Raw genomic sequence first — 17,696 nt, forward strand, 5'->3', positions numbered from 1 at the left:
TCTTGATGGGACGCGGAGCGTCCCTGGCTGCATTCCCACGCAGAGCGTGGGAACGATCACCTAGTACCAAATAACGAGAGTCCCCCTGCCAACGGCGCATTCGCCGGGCACGCGGGGCTCTCTACTATCGATGCATCGCCTGTTTGCCCGACAGGCACCGACCAGACAGAGGCCCACCATGATCTACGCACAACCTGGCACCCCCGGCGCCATCGTTTCCTTCAAGCCGCGCTACGGCAATTTCATCGGCGGTGAGTTCGTGCCGCCGGTCAATGGCGAGTACTTCACCAACACCTCGCCGGTCAACGGTGAGGTGATCGCCGAGTTCCCGCGCTCCAGCGCCGCCGACATCGACAAAGCCCTCGACGCCGCCCACGCGGCCGCCGATGCCTGGGGCAAGACCTCGGCCCAGGACCGTTCCCTGGTGCTGCTGAAAATCGCTGACCGGATCGAACAAAACCTGGAAATCCTCGCCGTCACCGAAACCTGGGACAACGGCAAAGCCGTGCGCGAAACCCTCAACGCCGACGTGCCGCTGGCCGCCGACCATTTCCGCTATTTCGCCGGGTGCATTCGTGCGCAGGAGGGCGGCGCCGCTGAAATCAACGAGCTGACCACCGCCTATCACTTCCACGAGCCGCTGGGCGTGGTCGGGCAGATCATCCCGTGGAACTTCCCGCTGCTGATGGCTGCTTGGAAGCTCGCGCCGGCCCTGGCTGCCGGCAACTGCGTGGTGCTCAAACCCGCTGAGCAAACGCCGCTGTCGATCATGGTCTTCGCCGAACTGATTGCCGACTTGCTGCCGGCCGGCGTGCTGAACATCGTCCAGGGTTTCGGTCGCGAAGCCGGCGAAGCCCTGGCCACCAGCAAGCGCATCGCCAAGATCGCTTTTACCGGTTCCACTCCGGTGGGCGCGCACATCATGCATTGCGCGGCCGAGAACATCATTCCAAGCACCGTGGAACTGGGCGGCAAGTCGCCGAACATCTTCTTCGAAGACATCATGCACGCCGAGCCGCAGTTCATCGAGAAAGCCGCCGAAGGCCTGGTGCTGGCGTTCTTCAACCAGGGCGAAGTCTGCACCTGTCCATCGCGAGCGCTGGTGCAGGAGTCGATCTACGACGACTTCATGAAAGTGGTGATGACCAAAATCGCCAAGATCAAACGCGGCGATCCGCTGGACACCGAAACCATGGTCGGCGCCCAGGCGTCCGAGCAGCAATACGACAAGATTCTCTCGTACCTGAAAATTGCCCAGGAGGAGGGTGCCGAGCTGCTCACTGGCGGCGCGGCCGAACGACTTGAGGGCGACTTGTCGACGGGTTATTACATCCAGCCGACTCTGCTCAAGGGCCACAACAAAATGCGCGTGTTCCAGGAAGAAATCTTCGGCCCGGTGGTGGGCATCACTACCTTCAAGGACGAAGCCGAAGCCCTGGCCATTGCCAACGACAGCGAGTTCGGCCTGGGTGCCGGCCTGTGGACCCGCGACATCAACCGCGCCTACCGCATGGGCCGGGCGATCAAGGCCGGGCGCGTGTGGACCAACTGCTACCACCTGTACCCGGCCCACGCCGCGTTCGGCGGCTACAAAAAGTCCGGGGTTGGCCGTGAAAACCACAAGATGATGCTCGACCACTACCAACAGACCAAAAACTTGCTGGTGAGCTACGACATCAATCCGATGGGGTTCTTCTAAACCCGACGCGGGACCGCGTAACGGCCATCGCGGGCAAGCCTTGCTCCTACAGGAGCGAGGCTTGCCCGCGAATGGTTGCGCCTGACACCCCGCAACACCCCCTACCAACGCACGCCGCCATCTCCTTCGAAAGTAGCATTCGGGCCCTTGGCGCCCCGTGCATTAATGGCTTTACCGGAATTGCCCGGCACAAGAAGAGGATTGACCCATGTGGACTAAACCCGCGTTTACCGATCTGCGCATTGGCTTCGAAGTGACGATGTATTTCGCCAACCGTTGATTGATCACCCGGCCAGCCGACGCGTTGGCCGGGCCTGCCTTCTGGAGCATTGCTCATGCACATCCGCGTTCTCGGTTCCGCCGCTGGCGGTGGTTTTCCGCAATGGAACTGCAACTGTCGCCAATGCGCCGCCATGCGCAACGGCAGCCTGCGCGCCCAACGGCGCACGCAGTCTTCGATTGCGGTGAGCGACAACGGGGTGGATTGGGTGCTGTGCAATGCTTCACCGGACATTCGTGCGCAACTGGAAAGCTTCCCGGCGTTGCAACCGGCGCGCCGGTTACGCGACACCTCCATCGCCGGGGTGATCCTGATCGACAGCCAGATCGACCATTGCACCGGCCTGTTGAGCCTGCGCGAAGGGTGCCCGCATTCGGTGTGGTGCACCGAGCGGGTTCATGAAGATCTGAGCAGCGGGTTTCCACTGTTCAGCATGCTCAAGCACTGGAACGGTGGCTTGCAGTGGCAACCGATCGAACTCGACCGCGAGCCGTTCAGCATCGCCGCTTGCGAACACCTGCAATTTCGCGCGATTCCCCTGATCAGCAACGCACCGCCGTACTCGCCCAATCGCGGCAATCCGCAACCGGGCGACACCATCGGCCTGTTTATCGAAGACCTGCGCAACGGCGCCTCGGTGTTCTATGCACCGGGCCTTGGGCAAGTTGACGAGGAAGTATTGAGCTGGATGCAGCGCGCCGATTGCCTGCTGCTGGACGGCACGTTGTGGCGCGATGATGAAATGCGCGTGTGTGAGGTCGGGCAGAGTCTGGGCAGTGAAATGGGGCATCTGCCGCAAAGTGGTTCTGGCGGGATGCTTGAGGTGCTGGAGGGATTTGACCGCCAGCGCAAGGTGCTGATCCACATTAACAACACCAACCCGATCCTTGATGAAGACTCGGCTGAGCGGGCGTTGCTGGAGCGGCGTGGGGTTGAGGTGGCGTTTGATGGCATGAGTCTTGTGTTGTAGCTCATGTCGCCTTCGCGAGCAGGCTCGCTCCCACAGTAGATCTGTTGCGCACACAAATCCCCTGTGGGAGCGAGCCTGCTCGCGAAGGCAATAGGCCAGTCACCGCAAAACGCCCAGGAGAACCACAATGACCAACACCCCCATGTCCCCAGCCGAATTCGAACAGGTCCTGCGCGCCAAAGGCGCCTACTACCACATCCATCACCCATTCCACCAAGCCATGTACGCCGGCCGCGCTACTCGCGAGCAGATCCAGGGCTGGGTCGCCAATCGCTTCTACTACCAGGTCAACATCCCGCTCAAGGACGCCGCGATCCTCGCCAATTGCCCGGACCGCGACGTGCGCCGGGAATGGCTGCAACGCATCCTCGATCACGACGGCGAGCCGGGCAGCGAGGGCGGGATCGAAGCCTGGTTGCGCCTGGGCGAAGCCGTGGGCCTGGACCGCGAGCAAATTCTCTCCCAGGAACTGGTGCTGCCCGGCGTGCGTTTCGCCGTGGACGCCTACGTCAATTTCGCCCGTCGCGCCTGCTGGCAGGAAGCGGCCAGCAGCTCCCTGACCGAACTGTTCGCCCCGCAGATCCACCAATCCCGGCTCGATGCGTGGCCCACCCATTACCCGTGGATCGAGGCCGGCGGCTACGACTATTTCCGCACACGTTTGAGCCAGGCGCGGCGCGATGTCGAGCACGGTTTGCGCATCACCCTGGCGCACTACGTCACGCTCGAAGGCCAGCAACGGATGCTGGAAATCCTTCAGTTCAAACTTGACGTGCTGTGGAGCATGCTCGACGCGATGAGCATGGCCTACGAGCTGGAGCGCCCGCCGTATCACACCGTCACCTCCTCGAACGTCTGGCATCGGGGGATTGCCCTGTGAGTCTGATACCTCAGCCGCCGGGCCCGCCACTGTGGCTGTTGGCGGAACTGACTTATCGCTGCCCGTTGCAATGCCCGTATTGCTCCAACCCGTTGGACTTTGCCCAATCCGGCGAAGAGCTGAGCACCGAAGAATGGATTCGCGTATTCCGCGAGGCCCGGGACATGGGGGCCGCGCAACTGGGCTTCTCCGGTGGCGAGCCGCTGGTGCGCCAGGACCTGGCCGAGCTGATCAACGCCGCGCGGGACATGGGTTATTACACCAACCTGATCACCTCCGGCATCGGCCTGACCGAGCAGAAGGTCCGCGATTTCAAGGTGGCCGGGCTCGACCATATCCAGATCAGCTTCCAGGCCGCCGACGAAGCGGTGAACAACATGCTCGCCGGCTCGCGCAAGGCCTTCACCCAGAAACTCGCCATGGCCCGCGCCGTAAAAGCCCAGGGCTACCCGATGGTGCTGAACTTCGTCACCCATCGGCACAACATCGACCGGATCGACCGGATCATCGACCTGTGCCTGGAATTGGAGGCGGATTTCGTCGAATTGGCCACGTGCCAGTTCTATGGCTGGGCCGAACTCAACCGCGTCGGCCTGCTGCCGACTCGCGAGCAATTGCAGCGCGCCGAGCGCATCACCAATGAATACCGTGAACGGCTTGAGGCCCAGGGCCACCCGTGCAAGCTGATCTTCGTCACCCCGGACTACTACGAAGAGCGGCCGAAAACCTGCATGAACGGTTGGGCCAACCTGTTTCTCGACATCACCCCGGACGGCACCGCGTTGCCATGCCACAGCGCCCGCCAGTTACCGGTGCAGTTTCCCAATGTGCGCGAGCACAGTATTGAGCACATCTGGACCGATTCCTTCGGCTTCAACCGCTTTCGCGGCGACGACTGGATGAAGGAACCGTGTCGCTCCTGCGATGAAAAACACAAGGACCTGGGGGGCTGCCGCTGCCAGGCGTTCATGCTTACCGGTGATGCCGAAAACGCCGACCCGGTGTGCAGCAAGTCGCCGCACCACGGGGTGATCCTCAAGGCCCGCGAAGAAGCCTACGCGCCGGGGCAGGGCATGGAACACCTGACGTTGCGCAATGAGAAGGCTTCGCGGCTGATCTATCGCGGATAAAGCATCAAACGCAGAACCCCTGTGGGAGCGAGCTTGCTCGCGATAGCGGTTTCACATTCAACATCTGTGTTGACTGACATTCCGTCATCGCGAGCAAGCTCGCTCCCACAGGGGATTTGTGGTGGATACAGGATTTGGGGACACCCCAACGTGCTACCCATTGGTCTGATTGCATTCACCACCGGATGGGTTAGTGTGGCTGCTACCTTCCAAAACAATAAAAACAGGCTTTCCAATGAGCCAAAATCTCAGCCAGCTGCGTAAATTCGTTTCGCCTGAAATCATTTTTGGTGCCGGTTGCCGGCACAACGTCGGCAACTACGCCAAGACCTTCGGTGCCCGCAAGGTGCTGGTGGTCAGCGACCCCGGGGTGATTGCCGCCGGTTGGGTCGCGGATGTCGAGGCCAGCCTGCAAGCCCAAGGCATCGATTACTTTTTATATAGCGACGTCTCGCCCAATCCCCGGGTTGAAGAAGTCATGCTCGGCGCCGAGCTGTACAAGGAAAACCACTGCGATGTGATCGTCGCGATCGGTGGCGGCAGTCCGATGGATTGCGGTAAAGGCATCGGCATTGTCGTTGCCCACGGACGCAGCATCCTCGAGTTCGAAGGCGTGGACACCATCCGCGTGCCGAGCCCGCCGCTGATCCTGATCCCGACCACCGCCGGCACCTCGGCCGACGTCTCGCAATTCGTGATCATTTCCAACCAGCAAGAACGCATGAAGTTCTCCATTGTCAGCAAAGCGGTGGTGCCGGACGTGTCGCTGATCGACCCGGAAACCACCCTGAGCATGGACCCGTTCCTGTCGGCCTGTACCGGCATCGACGCCTTGGTGCATGCCATCGAAGCCTTCGTCTCCACTGGCCATGGCCCGCTGACCGACCCCCACGCCCTCGAAGCGATGCGCCTGATCAATGGCAACCTGGTGCAAATGATCGCCAACCCGACCGACATCGCCCTGCGCGAGAAAATCATGCTGGGCAGCATGCAGGCCGGGCTGGCGTTCTCTAACGCGATCCTCGGTGCCGTCCACGCGATGTCCCACAGCCTCGGCGGCTTTCTCGACTTGCCCCACGGCTTGTGCAACGCGGTGCTGGTCGAGCACGTGGTGGCGTTCAACTACAGCTCGGCGCCGGAGCGGTTTAAGGTGATTGCCGAGACGTTCGGCATCGATTGCCGAGGCCTGAATCACCGGCAGATCTGCAAGCGCCTGGTCGAGCATTTGATCGCGTTGAAACATGCCATCGGCTTCCACGAAACCCTGGGCCTGCACGGGGTCAGCATGGCGGACATTCCATTCCTGTCGCAGCACGCCATGCATGACCCGTGCATCCTGACCAACCCGCGCGAATCCAGTCAGCGTGATGTCGAGGTCGTCTATGGCGAAGCCCTCTGACGAGCAGCAACGGGCGCTGGCCGGGTTGCTGGGACTCGGCAGCCACTCGGCGCGCAAGAGTCACTACCCGGAACTCAACGCGCGCCTCGACGAGCTCGAAGCCGAGCGCAATCGCTACAAATGGCTGTTCGAAAACGCCGTCCACGGGATCTTCCAGGCCAGCCTTTTGGAAGGCATGCGCGCCGCCAACCCGGCCCTGGCGCGGATGCTCGGTTATGACGATCCACAGGAGGTGCTGTTCTCCTTGGCGGATCTGGCGAGCAACCTGTTTGTCGGCGGTGCCAGGGAGCTGGCCAACATCGGCGAAATCCTCAAGACCGAACGCAGCCTGCACGGCTATGAAACCCAACTGCGGCGCAAGGACGGCAGCAGCCTCGACGTGCTGATGAACCTGTTGCTCAAGCCCGATCAGGAAGGGCTGGTGGAAGGCTTTGTCGCCGACATCACCGAACGCAAACTCGCTCAGGAACGCTTGCAGCAACTCAACGACGAACTGGAACAACGGGTCACCGCGCGCACCGACGAATTGCTCGAAGCCAATCGCAACCTGCAACAGCAGATCACCCAGCGTAAACAGATCGCCCAGGCCCTGCGCGATGCCCGGGACGCCGCCGAGGCCGCCAACCGCAGCAAGGACAAATACCTCGCCGCCGCCAGCCACGACCTGCTGCAACCGCTCAACGCCGCGCGTCTGCTGATCTCGACCTTGCGCGAACGCAAGTTGCCCGATGTCGAGCAGGTGCTGGTGGAACGCACGCACCAGGCATTGGAAGGTGCCGAGGACTTGCTCACCGATTTGCTGGATATTTCCCGTCTCGATCAGGCCGCGGTGAAACCGGACGTTGCGCTGTATCGGCTGGATGAATTGCTCGCGCCACTGGTGTCGGAATTCCAGTCGGTGGCCGAGGCGGCGGGGCTGAACCTGCGGGTACACATGGGCGACTTTGCCATCAGCACGGACCTGCGCCTGATGACGCGGATTTTGCGCAACTTCCTCAGCAACGCCTGCCGCTACACCGACGAGGGTTGCATCCTGCTCGGAGCACGCCGCCGGGGTGAAATGCTGCGCCTGGAAGTCTGGGACACCGGGCGCGGGATCGCGGCGGATCGGCTCGACTCGATCTTCCTCGAGTTCAATCAACTGGACGTTGGCCGCGCCGCCGACCGTAAAGGCGTGGGCCTCGGCTTGGCGATCGTCGAGCGCATCGCCAAGATTCTTGGCTACCGGATTCAGGTGCGCTCATGGCCGGGACGCGGGTCGGTATTCAGTATCGACGTGCCGATTTCCCATGAGGTGCCGCTGCCAATCAGCCTGGCCGTACCGCAACCGGGCGCCGGTAATCCGTTGCCGGGCCGACGCTTGCTGGTGCTGGACAACGAAGTCAGCATCCTTGAAAGCATGAGCGCTTTGCTTGGGCAGTGGGGCTGCGAAGTGGTCATCGCCACCGATGAGTTCTCGGCGTTGGCGGCGTTGCAGGGGCGGGCGCCAGAACTGATCCTGGCGGACTATCACCTCGACCATGGGGTGGTGGGTTGTGACGTGGTACGCCACTTGCGCGAGCATTTCGACCGAGCCATTCCGGCGGTGATCATCACCGCCGACCGTACCGACCAATGCCGGCGCTCGCTGCAACGACTCGAAGCACCACTGCTGAACAAACCGGTGAAACCCGGCAAGTTGCGCGCGGTGCTGAGTCAATTGTTGGCTTAGGCGAGTGCGCGGTATTGCAGGCTCAAACCCAGTTCAGTGGATTGACCTTGCTCCAGCAAACGCAAGCCTGGCCGGCCGGGCAAGTGATGCGCGTTGACCGGGTGACTCACCGGTTCGATGCAGAAAAACCCCAGGCCCACCGGGCAGTAGAGCAGGTAGTAATCGCTGCCGGTGGCCTGGCATTCCAGTTCATAACCCAGCTCCGGTTGCTGGATCAGGCAGTGGCCGTCCCATGCGCAGAAGCCGTTGTCCACCAGCGTGTCGGGCAAGGCCTTGAGCTGCTGGAAATCCCATTCTTCGGGAATCGAACTGAGCTGGGTCGGCAGTTTGGCGGCGTCGCACAGCCAGACTTGCCGGGCGCTTGCCTGCAACCGGGTGTGTGCGGTGCGTGGAAAGTAAGGGTGCAAACCGAGGCCGTGCCACACCGCGTGTTCGCCGAGATGAGTGACCTTTAGATCAATGCTCAAACGTCCTTCACTCAGGTGGAAACGCTGCTCGGCGCGGTAGGCGAAGGGCGATGTGCAATCGAGTTGCAGGATGGCTTCGTTGGGCGATTGGGAAACCACTCGCCACGGCTGTTGCCAGGCGCTGCCGTGGATGGGCAGGGGATCGGTGAGGCTGTTGGGCTTCAGCGCGAGCCAGCCTTCGGGGCACTCGAAACCGCCCTCGGAAATCCGGTTTGACCACGGGGCCAAGGGGTAGCAACCGAGTTTGCCTGGCAGGCCGGTGTTCAGCGCTTGGGCGTCGCTGTGGCGCAGCAGCGGTTGGCCGGTGCTGCGAACCGTCCAGTTGACGATGCTTGCACCGAGTTCCGGGGCGAGGGTGAGGTGGGTGAAATCGTCTTCGAGTTCCAGAAGTTTCATGAGATCTCGTTCTGCGTTGGCGGGTTGAAAAGATCGCAGCCTTCGGCAGCTCCTACAGAATCGGGTTTCCACGCGGTCAATGTAGGAGCTGCCGAAGGCTGCGATCTTTTAGGGTTTCAACAATCTTGAAACAGAGGCTCAGGCAAGCCTTTCACGCCGGGATCAAGGGCGAACACCCCACCCGCCAACGATTGCTCGTCATGGTCATCCCCAGGGCGAATCGAGGTCACGAACAACGTATCCAGTCCACTGCCGCCAAACGCGCACATGGTAGGTTTTTTCACCGGTACGGCAAGGGAACGATCCAGTCGCCCATCCGGGGTAAACCGGTGAATCAGCCCGGCGTCGTTGGCGCAGATCCAGTAGCAGCCCTCAGCATCGACCGCCGCGCCGTCGGGGCGACCGCAGAAGTGATTCATGTCGACGAACAATCGACGATTGCTCGGCGTGCCGCTGTCGATGTCGTAGTCGAAGGCCCAGATCTGCTGGGACAGGGGATGGGAGTCGGACAAATACATTGTCAGTCCATCCGGACTGAAACCCAGGCCATTGGGGACGATGAAACCGGAGAGTTGGGGTTCGAGCGGCCCGCGCTGCCCATGGCTGTAGCGATACAACGTGCCTTCAGCCGCGTTGGCGCCCATGTTGAGCACCATGCTGCCGGCCCAGAAACGCCCTTGGCGATCACAACGGCCATCGTTCAGGCGCATGTCGGGGCGGGCGTGATCGACGTGTGCCAGCAGTTCGCTGTCGAGGCTACCGTCGTTGTGCGGGCGCAGATGAAAGAACCCGCTTTCCATCCCCGCGACCCAGCCACCGTCGCGGTGACGGGAGATGCAAGCGAGCATTTCCGGGGCGGTCCAGGCATCGACGTGGCCGGTGGCGGCACTCCAGCGCTGCAAGCCCCCGGCGGGAATATCGACCCAGTACAGGGCGTTTTCCTCGGGGACCCAGACCGGGCATTCACCGACCGCGTTACGGGCATCGACAATCAATTCGGCTTGCATGGACGCTCATTCCCTTGGAGGTTGGCTCAATCGCCGAACGGACCGGACGCCACAAACGCGCCACCCTGGTAAACCATCGCCGGATCATCCGCAGCGGGCATCGGTTGGGCTTCGATTTTTTCGCGGAACACTTCGGAGTTGTCCTGGGGCACATAGCCCAGGCCAGCGGCGTAGCGGTTGTCCCACCAGACGTTCTTGTTGTCGGACACGCCGTAGACAATGGTGTGCCCGACATCCGGTGCGTACAACGCACGTTCGAGCAACTGGGTCAGGTCACCGAAGCTCAGCCAGGTGCTCATCATCCGGCGGTTTTGCGGTTCCGGGAATGAGGAGCCGATGCGCACGCTGACGGTTTCGATGCCGTAGCGATCGAAGTAGAAACTGGCGATGTCTTCGCCGTAGGACTTGGACAAACCGTAGTAACTGTCCGGGCGGCGAGGGGAGCGGGCGTCGATCACTTCGTCCTGTTTGTAGAAACCGATGACGTGGTTGGAACTGGCGAAAATCACCCGCTTCACGCCATGCCGGCGCGCGGCTTCGTAGATGTGGAAAACGCCGCAGATGTTGGCGCCGAGGATCTCTTCGAACGCGTGCTCGGTGGAAACGCCGCCAAAATGCAGAATCGCGTCCACGCCTTCGACCAGTTGGTGCACGGCGTGTTTGTCGGCGAGGTCGCAGATGACGACTTCTTCGCGGTCATCGATGGCTGGAGTGATGTTGGCGATGTCCGACAGGCGAATCACGTTGGCATAGGGGCGCAGGGTTTCGCGCAAGACTTTACCGAGGCCACCGGCGGCGCCGGTCAGGAGCAGGCGATTGAAAGGGGCAGGGGAAGTTGTGGTCATGGTGGTTCCTGAATATTGAGTCATTGCAGTTGTTGTAAGTTGTCGTATGACTTGGGCGAAGTATCGTTAGGCTTTCCGGTGGTTGTCAACGCGTTGGTGGTTGAAATTGACGGAGGGTACATAGGCTGCGCAGTGATCCTGTGGTGAGATCGCTTTTGTGGCGAGGGGCTTGCCTGTGGTGAGGAGGCTTGCCTGTGGCGAGGGGGCTTGCCCCCGTTGGGTCGCGAAGCGGCCCCGGCGGTTCTTCAGACTCACCGGGTCGAAAGGTTTCACGACTGCTTCGCAGTCGAACGGGGTGATGCGGCATTCCGACAAGCCCCCTCGCAACAGGATTGATGTCAGCCTTGGCGCCTCACAACAACGAAATCGGATAGCTCACAAAGATCCGGTTCTCATCAAATTCATTCGTGCTGAAATCCTTGCGAATACTCGCATTGCGCCACTTGACGTTGAGGTTTTTCAGCACACCACTCTGCACGGTATACGCCAGTTCGCTCTCGCGGCCCCATTCCTTGCCATCGGTGATCGCCCCGGTGTGCACGTTATCGCCGCTGATGTAGCGGTTCATCATGGTCAGACCGGGAACGCCGAGGGCGACGAAGTTGTAGTCGTGGCGCACTTGCCAGGATTTTTCCTTGGCGTTGTCGTAGCTGGAGTTGTAACTGTCGTTGGCCAGGGTGCCGCCGCTGGTGCCGTTGACGCGCATCCAGACGCTGTCGCCGGTAAGTTTTTGCAGGCCGACATAGAAGGTGCTGCCGCCGTATTTGGCCGAGAGCATGGCGAATGCGGTTTTGTTGTCGAGGTCGCCGGCCAGGGCGCTGCCGTCTTCCTTGCCGATGAAGTAACCGAGGTTGGCGCCCAGGGTCCAGTCGCCGATGGGCTGGCTGTGGCTCAGGTTGAAATATTTCTGCTGATAAATGTCGCTGAGTTCCGAATACCAGACGCCGACCAAGGTGCGCTTTTCATTGAAGGTGTATTCACCGCCGCCGAAGTTGAAACGGTCGGAGGTGAACGCGGCTTTGCCGTTCATCGACATGTCGTCCATGCTCGAATCGTTACGCGGGCTGTTGGCGCGGAACTGGCCGCCGTAGAGCTTCAGGCCATCGATTTCGCTGGAAGTGACCTGCCCGCCGCGAAAGGTTTGCGGCAGGGAGCGACCGTCGTCCGAGCGCAGCACCGGCAGCACCGGCATCCATTCGCCGACCTTCAATTCGGTCTTCGACACCTTGGCCTTGAACGCCACGTTGGTGCGACCAAAGTTATCCGCCGGGCGCCCGTCGTGATCCAGCGGCAGCAGTTGCGTGCCACCGGTGCCTTTGCCGCCATCGAGCTTCACCGAGTACAACCCCAACACGTCCACACCGAAACCGACGGTGCCTTGGGTGAAACCGGACTTGGCGTCGAGAATAAAGCTTTGCGTCCACTCTTCAGCCTTGCCCTGGGGGTAGGCCGGGTTGGTGAAGTTGCGATTGAAGTAGGCATTGCGCAGGTTCAGCGTGGCGCTGGCGTCATCGACGAAACCTTCAGCGTGGCTGGTCATCGGCAGGGCGAGGGCCAGGCTGCTGCAACTAATCAGGCTTAGGGTATGACGGCGGACGAAGGTGAGGCGAGGGGTGCAGACGGAGGAATGGCGGACGAGTTTGCTCACAGTGACGTTCCCTTTGCTTCTTGTTGTTTTTATTTTTGTCATACGTCGTCGTACAACATGGCGGCGATTATTTGCGAGGCTTTGCGGGAAAGTCAATCAGAAGTTGTACGATGACATGCTGATCTAGAATCCAAATCTGTAGGAGCAAGGCTTGCCCGCGATTGCGATCTACCATTCAACATTGAAGGCGGCTGAGAGTCCGTCATCGCGGGCAAGCCTTGCTCCTACAGGTATGTGTGTTGTCTGCGCTTTTGCGGCAAACTGGCGCCATCTCAACACAAGGCCCTTGAATGGATCATTACGCCCCGCGCGACTGGCAGCCCCACGAGCGGCCCAGTTTGCCCGGTTCCCCCTCGACGCCGTTGCACTCCACGCCCAAGCGCCTGGCCTATGCGCTGGTGGGTTTGCTGGTGGCGTTGACCGGTGGCCTCGGCAATTCGCTGGTGATTGCCAACCTGCCTTACCTGCAAGGTGCGCTGGGGGCGACCACCGCCGAGATGGCGTGGCTGCCGGCGGCCTATGTGATGACCAACGTCTCGATGAACCTGTTGCTGGTGAAATTTCGCCAACAGTTCGGCTTGCGCGCCTTCACCGAAGTGTTTCTGGTGCTCTACGCCCTGGTGACCTTCGGCCATTTGTTCGTCAACGACTTGAGTTCCGCCATTGCCGTGCGGGCGGCTCACGGTATGGTCGGCGCGGCGCTGAGTTCGCTGGGTCTGTATTACATGATCCAGGCGTTCCCGGCGAAGTGGCGGATGAAGGCACTGGTGCTGGGGCTCGGCGCCTCACAACTGGCGCTGCCCCTGGCCCGGTTATTCTCCGAAGATTTGATGCAAATCGCCGAGTGGCGCGGCTTGTATCTGTTCGAATTGGGCATGGCGCTGCTGACGCTGGGCTGTGTGTTCCTGCTGAAACTGCCGCCGGGCGACCGTTTCAAGACCTTCGAAAAGCTCGATTTCCTGACCTTCGCCATCCTCGCCACAGGCGTGGCCTTGCTCTGCGCCGTGCTGTCCCTGGGGCGTATCGACTGGTGGCTGGAAGCGCCGTGGATCGGTATCGCCTCGGCGGCTTCCATCGCGTTGATTCTCGCCGGCCTGGCCATCGAACATAACCGCAGCAACCCGCTGCTGATGACCCGCTGGCTCGGCAGCGGCGTGATGATTCGCCTGGCCCTGGCGGTGATCCTGATTCGCATGGTGCTGTCGGAGCAATCCACCGGTGCGGTCGGCTTTATGCAGGCGCTGAACATGAGCAGCCAGCAACTGCACAGCTTGTACGTGGTGATGTTGCTCGGCAGCATCGCGGGTCTGGCCACCAGCGCCCTGACCATCGACCCCAAACACCTGTTTATGCCGCTGATCGTGTCCCTGGCGTTGATGGCGGTCGGCTCGGTGATGGACAGTTATTCGAACAACCTGACCCGCCCCGAAAACATGTACTTCAGCCAGTTCCTGCTGGCCTTCGGCGGCACGTTTTTCCTCGGCCCGACTATGGTTCTCGGCACGCGCCGGGTGTTGACCAACCCGCGCAACCTGGTGAGTTTCTCGGTGTTGTTCGGGATCTGCCAGAACCTCGGTGGCTTGATCGGCGCGGCGTTGCTGGGCACGTTCCAGATCGTTCGGGAGAAATTCCATTCCAGCAACATTGTTGAACACCTGACGATGCTTGATCCGCGTGTCGCAGCGCGGGTGCAGAGCGGCGGCAACGCGGTGGGCTCGATGATCGCCGACCCGAGCCTGCGCAACCTTCAGGGCATCCGAAGCCTGGCCACGGCCGCCACTCGCGAGGCCAATGTGCTGGCCTATAACGATGTATTCATGCTGATCGCCGTGATTGCGGTGCTGACCATGATCTGGATTTCCATTCGCGCCCTGTGGCTGATGAGCACCACCCAAGCCGTCGCCCCAGCGCCTGCCACTCCTTCCGTTCAACCCAGCGGTGCCACTTCTTCATGACCGAACCGACCACCACGACCACCAACGCCATCGCCGCCACCCCCGAAGGCGTCGCGCCACCGTCCACGCCGGCCACCGAACCGCGCTCGTTGCGGGTGCGGATTATCTCGTCCATGGGCTTTGCGGCGATTGCTCTCGTCGGTGTGCTGATCGTGTTGTACGCCTGGCAACTGCCGCCATTCAGCAGCGCGGTGGAAACCACCGAGAACGCGCTGGTGCGCGGCCAGGTAACGATCATCGGCCCGCAGCTTAGCGGTTACGTGTACGAAGTGCCGGTGACGGACTTCCAGTTTGTGAAGGCCGGCGATCTGCTGGTGCGTCTCGATGACCGCATCTACAAGCAACACCTCGATCAATCCCTGGCACAACTGGCGGTGCAGAAAGCCGCGCTGGCCAACGTGGTGCAGCAACGCAACAGCGCCGAAGCGACCATCAAGTTGCGTCAGGCGGCGGTCGCTGACAGTCAGGCACAGCAGCGCAAGAGTGAAGCCGATCTGCGCCGCAACAAGGAATTGATCAACGACGGCTCGGTGTCCAAGCGTGAGCTGGACGTGACCCTGGCCGCGAATGCCCAGACCATCGCGGCGGTAGCGCAGGCCCAGGCCAATCTGGAAATCGCCCGGCAGGACTTGCAGACGGTGATCGTTAATCGCGGCTCACTGGAAGCGGCGGTCGCCAGTGCCGAAGCGGCGGTGCAACTGGCGCGGATCGACCTGTCCAACACCCGTGTGCTGGCCCCACGTGACGGTCAGCTCGGGCAGATTGGCGTGCGCCTCGGTGCCTACGTCAACTCCGGCGCGCAGTTGATGGCGTTGGTGCCGAACCAGTTGTGGGTGATCGCCAATATGAAGGAAACCCAGATGGACGACGTGCGGGTCGGCCAACCGGTGAGCTTCACCGTCGATGCCCTCGACCATCGCAAATTCAAGGGCAAGGTGCAGCGGATTTCACCGGCCACGGGGTCTGAGTTCAGTTTGTTGCAGGCTGACAACGCCACCGGCAACTTCGTCAAAATCGCCCAGCGGGTGCCGGTGCGGATCACGGTGGATGAGGGGCAGGAGCAGAGCGAGCGGTTACGGCCGGGGATGTCGGTGGTGGTCAGCATTGATACGGCGGCAGAAGGGCATACCGATAACCCCTGACCCACACCGTCCCGTGTAGGAGCAAGGCTTGCCCGCGATGGCGATCTAACATTCAACACAGCGTTGACTGACAGGCCGCCATCGCGGGCAAGCCTCGCTCCTACAGGGCTAGGCGGCAATCATCGGCGGCAGGGTGCCCAGTAGCGAAACCGCCGCCACCGCGCCCATCCCCAACAACCATTCCAGCATCACACTGGTTTTTAGTGCTTCAGCCCGCCGCTCGCAGTCCTTGATCCGCAACCGATTGAACAACGCCAACCCCAGCATCACCGCCACCAGCAGCACCTTGATCAACAGAATCAAGGCAAACCCCGACAACAACGGCGTCGGCCAGAACGCGCCGGTGAGCACGCGCACGTTGATCAAACCGGTGATCACCAGTCCCGCCACCAAGCCGTAACCGACCCCACTGAAACGCCGCAGGATCGTGCTCAACGGGTGGCCGGTCGGTTGCCGCAGGATCATCACCAACAGCATCAAACCGCCGAGCCAGGCACCGACGCAGGTCAAGTGAACGATCTGATTGAGGATCAGCAACTGGCCACTGAGCCCATCAAGCATCGCGCCGTGACCGACCGGTGCCAGGGTCGCGAGCAGCAAGCCGCTGAGGATCAATCTCAGCGACACGTTCGCGCGCAGTGGCGTCAACAGCAACCCCATCAGCACGACGTTGAGCAGCAGGTGCCAACTCCACACCTGGCCGAAAAAGGTGTTGTGCAGCACCAGGCCCAGGGTCGACGGATCGAACGCCGCGTCCCAGGCGCCGGCCATGCTGGCGGTGATCAGCAGCAGCCAGGTCACACCGCTGACCAGTGCCACGGCGGTCAGCCAACGGGTGACGCGCATGAGGCGCCGATCCAGCGTGTCAGCGTTCGACAGCAGGGGTTTGAATACCCAAGCCCCGAACAGCATCAACACCACCACAAAATGCAGGAAGCGGCACAGCACCAGCGCGTCGGTCATGAATTACTGGCCAACCTTGAAGCTGTAGGCGCCTTCGCTTTTGTGGGTGTCGACCGACACCGCGTGCCATTCGACCTTGTACTCACCCGCCGTTAACGGTGCGGCAGGGGTGACGATCAGGGTTTTCTTGTCGTTGCCTTCAGTGGCCAGTTTTTTCACCTCCACGCCGTTGATGGTTACTTTGGTGAACGTCGCTTCAACACCTTCGGAAAACACCAAACGCAGTTCCGTCGGCGCGGCCACGGTGCTGTCGGCGGCCGGGGTCTGGCTTTTCAGATGCGCATGGGCGAACACCGACGAAGCGGCGAGCAGCGAGCCGAGCAGGGCGGCGGTGGTCAGGGCTTTTTTCAGCAGCATGGTCAATTTCCTTCCGGGGCAGATGAATGGGCGTCACTTAAGCATGAACGGTAGACGCCAGGAAATGTTTACGCGGCAAAAAAGGTCTGTCGCCGCGACCCAGAGCGGATGCTAGTCTTGGGCAACGCTGTTGTCAGGGAGCCCTCATGGGCAATCACAAGATCGAGATTCGTCGCAGTAACGTCGAGAAAATCCTGCTGGGGGCCGAGAAGGTCTTCGCCGAAAAAGGCTTCGGCAGCACCGCCATGGCCGACATCGCCGCTGAAGTGCAACTGCCGCGCTCCAATCTGCATTACTACTTCAGCACCAAGGGCGAGTTGTACAGTGCGGTGCTGTTCGACCTGCTGGAAGTCTGGAAGCAGGACGCCTTGTGCTTCGAAATGTTCGACGACCCGCGGGTGGTGCTCAGCAGTTACATCCGCGCCAAGATGAACCATTCCCGCAGCCGGCCGTACGGTTCGAAAGTCTGGGCCAATGAAATCATCCACGGTGCACCGACGTTGGGTGAGGCGCTGGACGTCAGCCTGTACGACTGGGCCAAGATGAAAGAAGCGAAAATTCGCCAGTGGGTGGAGGACAAACGCATCCTGCCGGTGGAGCCTTCGGCGCTGCTGTACATGATCTGGGCCTCGACCCAGCATTACGCGGACTTTGATCACCAGGTGAATATCCTGAATGAGCATCAGCCGTTGTCGGACATGCAGTTCGAGCGGGCGGTGCAGACGGTGACCAGTGTGATTTTGCGCGGGATTGGGTTGGAGCCCTAACCCGATCGTTCCCACGCGACCCGTGGGAATGCCTCAAGGGACGCTCTGCGTTCCAATGGGACGCGGAGCGTCCCGGGCTG

General features: G+C 61.3%; 16 protein-coding genes. 10 read left to right on the top strand and 6 right to left on the bottom strand.

Annotated features, from left to right (window positions below):
- The first annotated feature begins 178 nt into the window (after nt 1-178).
- The 7 genes from exaC (at nt 179) to BK667_RS30955 (ending at nt 8,069) form a co-directional block, all read left to right on the top strand.
- Nucleotides 179-1,699: an acetaldehyde dehydrogenase ExaC gene (gene exaC, locus BK667_RS30915; RefSeq protein ID WP_123599858.1), complete on the top strand. Its 1,521-nt coding sequence runs from the start codon at nt 179-181 to the stop codon at nt 1,697-1,699.
- A gap of 208 nt (nt 1,700-1,907) precedes the next feature.
- On the top strand, nt 1,908-1,979 hold the full coding sequence (pqqA, locus tag BK667_RS30920) for a pyrroloquinoline quinone precursor peptide PqqA (protein WP_003253598.1): 72 nt from the start codon (nt 1,908-1,910) through the stop codon (nt 1,977-1,979).
- Nucleotides 1,980-2,034: 55 nt separating this feature from the next.
- Nucleotides 2,035-2,949 carry a pyrroloquinoline quinone biosynthesis protein PqqB gene (gene pqqB / locus BK667_RS30925; protein WP_123599859.1) on the top strand — a complete coding sequence of 305 codons (915 nt, stop codon included), beginning with the start codon at nt 2,035-2,037 and terminating at the stop codon, nt 2,947-2,949.
- Nucleotides 2,950-3,076: 127 nt separating this feature from the next.
- Entirely contained in the window at nt 3,077-3,829 is a 753-nt protein-coding gene (pqqC, locus tag BK667_RS30935; RefSeq protein ID WP_123599860.1) for a pyrroloquinoline-quinone synthase PqqC, read from the top strand.
- Entirely contained in the window at nt 3,826-4,959 is a 1,134-nt protein-coding gene (gene pqqE / locus BK667_RS30940; RefSeq protein WP_123599861.1) for a pyrroloquinoline quinone biosynthesis protein PqqE, read from the top strand. The genes pqqC and pqqE overlap by 4 nt, the downstream gene beginning before the upstream one ends.
- A gap of 235 nt (nt 4,960-5,194) precedes the next feature.
- Nucleotides 5,195-6,358, top strand: a complete 1,164-nt coding sequence (gene ercA / locus BK667_RS30950; RefSeq protein WP_123508668.1) for an alcohol dehydrogenase-like regulatory protein ErcA — start codon at nt 5,195-5,197, stop codon at nt 6,356-6,358.
- A complete protein-coding gene (locus BK667_RS30955) occupies nt 6,342-8,069 on the top strand; it encodes a PAS domain-containing hybrid sensor histidine kinase/response regulator (RefSeq protein ID WP_123599862.1) in 1,728 nt (575 codons plus the stop codon). The genes ercA and BK667_RS30955 overlap by 17 nt, the downstream gene beginning before the upstream one ends.
- Here BK667_RS30955 and BK667_RS30960 read toward each other — a convergent pair.
- The 4 genes from BK667_RS30960 to BK667_RS30975 all read right to left on the bottom strand — a co-directional run bounded on the left by BK667_RS30960 (nt 8,066) and on the right by BK667_RS30975 (nt 12,432).
- Nucleotides 8,066-8,932 (bottom strand): aldose 1-epimerase, encoded by an 867-nt coding sequence (locus BK667_RS30960; protein WP_123599863.1) that lies wholly within the window; start codon nt 8,930-8,932, stop codon nt 8,066-8,068. The genes BK667_RS30955 and BK667_RS30960 overlap by 4 nt on opposite strands.
- 116 nt (nt 8,933-9,048) lie before the next feature.
- A complete protein-coding gene (locus tag BK667_RS30965; RefSeq protein WP_123599864.1) occupies nt 9,049-9,939 on the bottom strand; it encodes an SMP-30/gluconolactonase/LRE family protein in 891 nt (296 codons plus the stop codon).
- Between the two features lie 26 nt (nt 9,940-9,965).
- Entirely contained in the window at nt 9,966-10,784 is an 819-nt protein-coding gene (locus tag BK667_RS30970) for an NAD-dependent epimerase/dehydratase family protein (RefSeq protein ID WP_123599865.1), read from the bottom strand.
- Nucleotides 10,785-11,136: 352 nt separating this feature from the next.
- Nucleotides 11,137-12,432, bottom strand: coding sequence for an OprD family porin (locus tag BK667_RS30975; RefSeq protein ID WP_123508663.1), 1,296 nt, complete (start codon nt 12,430-12,432; stop codon nt 11,137-11,139).
- A gap of 290 nt (nt 12,433-12,722) precedes the next feature.
- On the opposite strand from BK667_RS30975, the gene BK667_RS30980 reads away from it, so the two are divergent.
- Together BK667_RS30980 and BK667_RS30985 are read left to right on the top strand one after the other, a co-directional pair.
- The gene (locus BK667_RS30980; protein WP_123599866.1) at nt 12,723-14,387 is read left to right on the top strand and encodes an MFS transporter; all 1,665 of its coding nucleotides are present in this window, start codon (nt 12,723-12,725) and stop codon (nt 14,385-14,387) included.
- Nucleotides 14,384-15,529: an HlyD family secretion protein gene (locus BK667_RS30985; RefSeq protein ID WP_123508661.1), complete on the top strand. Its 1,146-nt coding sequence runs from the start codon at nt 14,384-14,386 to the stop codon at nt 15,527-15,529. The genes BK667_RS30980 and BK667_RS30985 overlap by 4 nt, the downstream gene beginning before the upstream one ends.
- A gap of 108 nt (nt 15,530-15,637) precedes the next feature.
- Here BK667_RS30985 and copD read toward each other — a convergent pair whose 3' ends face one another.
- Together copD and copC are read right to left on the bottom strand one after the other, a co-directional pair.
- Nucleotides 15,638-16,492, bottom strand: coding sequence for a copper homeostasis membrane protein CopD (gene copD, locus BK667_RS30990; protein WP_123599867.1), 855 nt, complete (start codon nt 16,490-16,492; stop codon nt 15,638-15,640).
- A gap of 3 nt (nt 16,493-16,495) precedes the next feature.
- Entirely contained in the window at nt 16,496-16,849 is a 354-nt protein-coding gene (gene copC, locus BK667_RS30995; protein WP_123508659.1) for a copper homeostasis periplasmic binding protein CopC, read from the bottom strand.
- 146 nt (nt 16,850-16,995) lie between these two features.
- Between copC and BK667_RS31000 the strand changes: the two genes are divergently transcribed.
- On the top strand, nt 16,996-17,616 hold the full coding sequence (locus BK667_RS31000; protein WP_123508658.1) for a TetR/AcrR family transcriptional regulator: 621 nt from the start codon (nt 16,996-16,998) through the stop codon (nt 17,614-17,616).
- The last annotated feature ends 80 nt before the right edge of the window (nt 17,617-17,696 follow it).

It is taken from the genome of Pseudomonas frederiksbergensis (assembly GCF_003732705.1).
In the GTDB taxonomy this organism is placed as follows: domain Bacteria; phylum Pseudomonadota; class Gammaproteobacteria; order Pseudomonadales; family Pseudomonadaceae; genus Aquipseudomonas; species Aquipseudomonas frederiksbergensis_F.

What these genes read in the sequence shown, in the direction of transcription:
- exaC (WP_123599858.1), top strand. Translation starts at nt 179, where the DNA reads ATGATCTACGCACAACCTGGCACCCCCGGCGCCATCGTTTCCTTCAAG.
- pqqB (WP_123599859.1), top strand. Translation starts at nt 2,035, where the DNA reads ATGCACATCCGCGTTCTCGGTTCCGCCGCTGGCGGTGGTTTTCCGCAA.
- pqqC (WP_123599860.1), top strand. Translation starts at nt 3,077, where the DNA reads ATGACCAACACCCCCATGTCCCCAGCCGAATTCGAACAGGTCCTGCGC.
- ercA (WP_123508668.1), top strand. Translation starts at nt 5,195, where the DNA reads ATGAGCCAAAATCTCAGCCAGCTGCGTAAATTCGTTTCGCCTGAAATC.
- BK667_RS30955 (WP_123599862.1), top strand. Translation starts at nt 6,342, where the DNA reads ATGGCGAAGCCCTCTGACGAGCAGCAACGGGCGCTGGCCGGGTTGCTG.
- BK667_RS30960 (WP_123599863.1), bottom strand. Translation starts at nt 8,932, where the DNA reads ATGAAACTTCTGGAACTCGAAGACGATTTCACCCACCTCACCCTCGCC.
- BK667_RS30965 (WP_123599864.1), bottom strand. Translation starts at nt 9,939, where the DNA reads ATGCAAGCCGAATTGATTGTCGATGCCCGTAACGCGGTCGGTGAATGC.
- BK667_RS30970 (WP_123599865.1), bottom strand. Translation starts at nt 10,784, where the DNA reads ATGACCACAACTTCCCCTGCCCCTTTCAATCGCCTGCTCCTGACCGGC.
- BK667_RS30980 (WP_123599866.1), top strand. Translation starts at nt 12,723, where the DNA reads ATGGATCATTACGCCCCGCGCGACTGGCAGCCCCACGAGCGGCCCAGT.
- BK667_RS30985 (WP_123508661.1), top strand. Translation starts at nt 14,384, where the DNA reads ATGACCGAACCGACCACCACGACCACCAACGCCATCGCCGCCACCCCC.
- copD (WP_123599867.1), bottom strand. Translation starts at nt 16,492, where the DNA reads ATGACCGACGCGCTGGTGCTGTGCCGCTTCCTGCATTTTGTGGTGGTG.
- copC (WP_123508659.1), bottom strand. Translation starts at nt 16,849, where the DNA reads ATGCTGCTGAAAAAAGCCCTGACCACCGCCGCCCTGCTCGGCTCGCTG.
- BK667_RS31000 (WP_123508658.1), top strand. Translation starts at nt 16,996, where the DNA reads ATGGGCAATCACAAGATCGAGATTCGTCGCAGTAACGTCGAGAAAATC.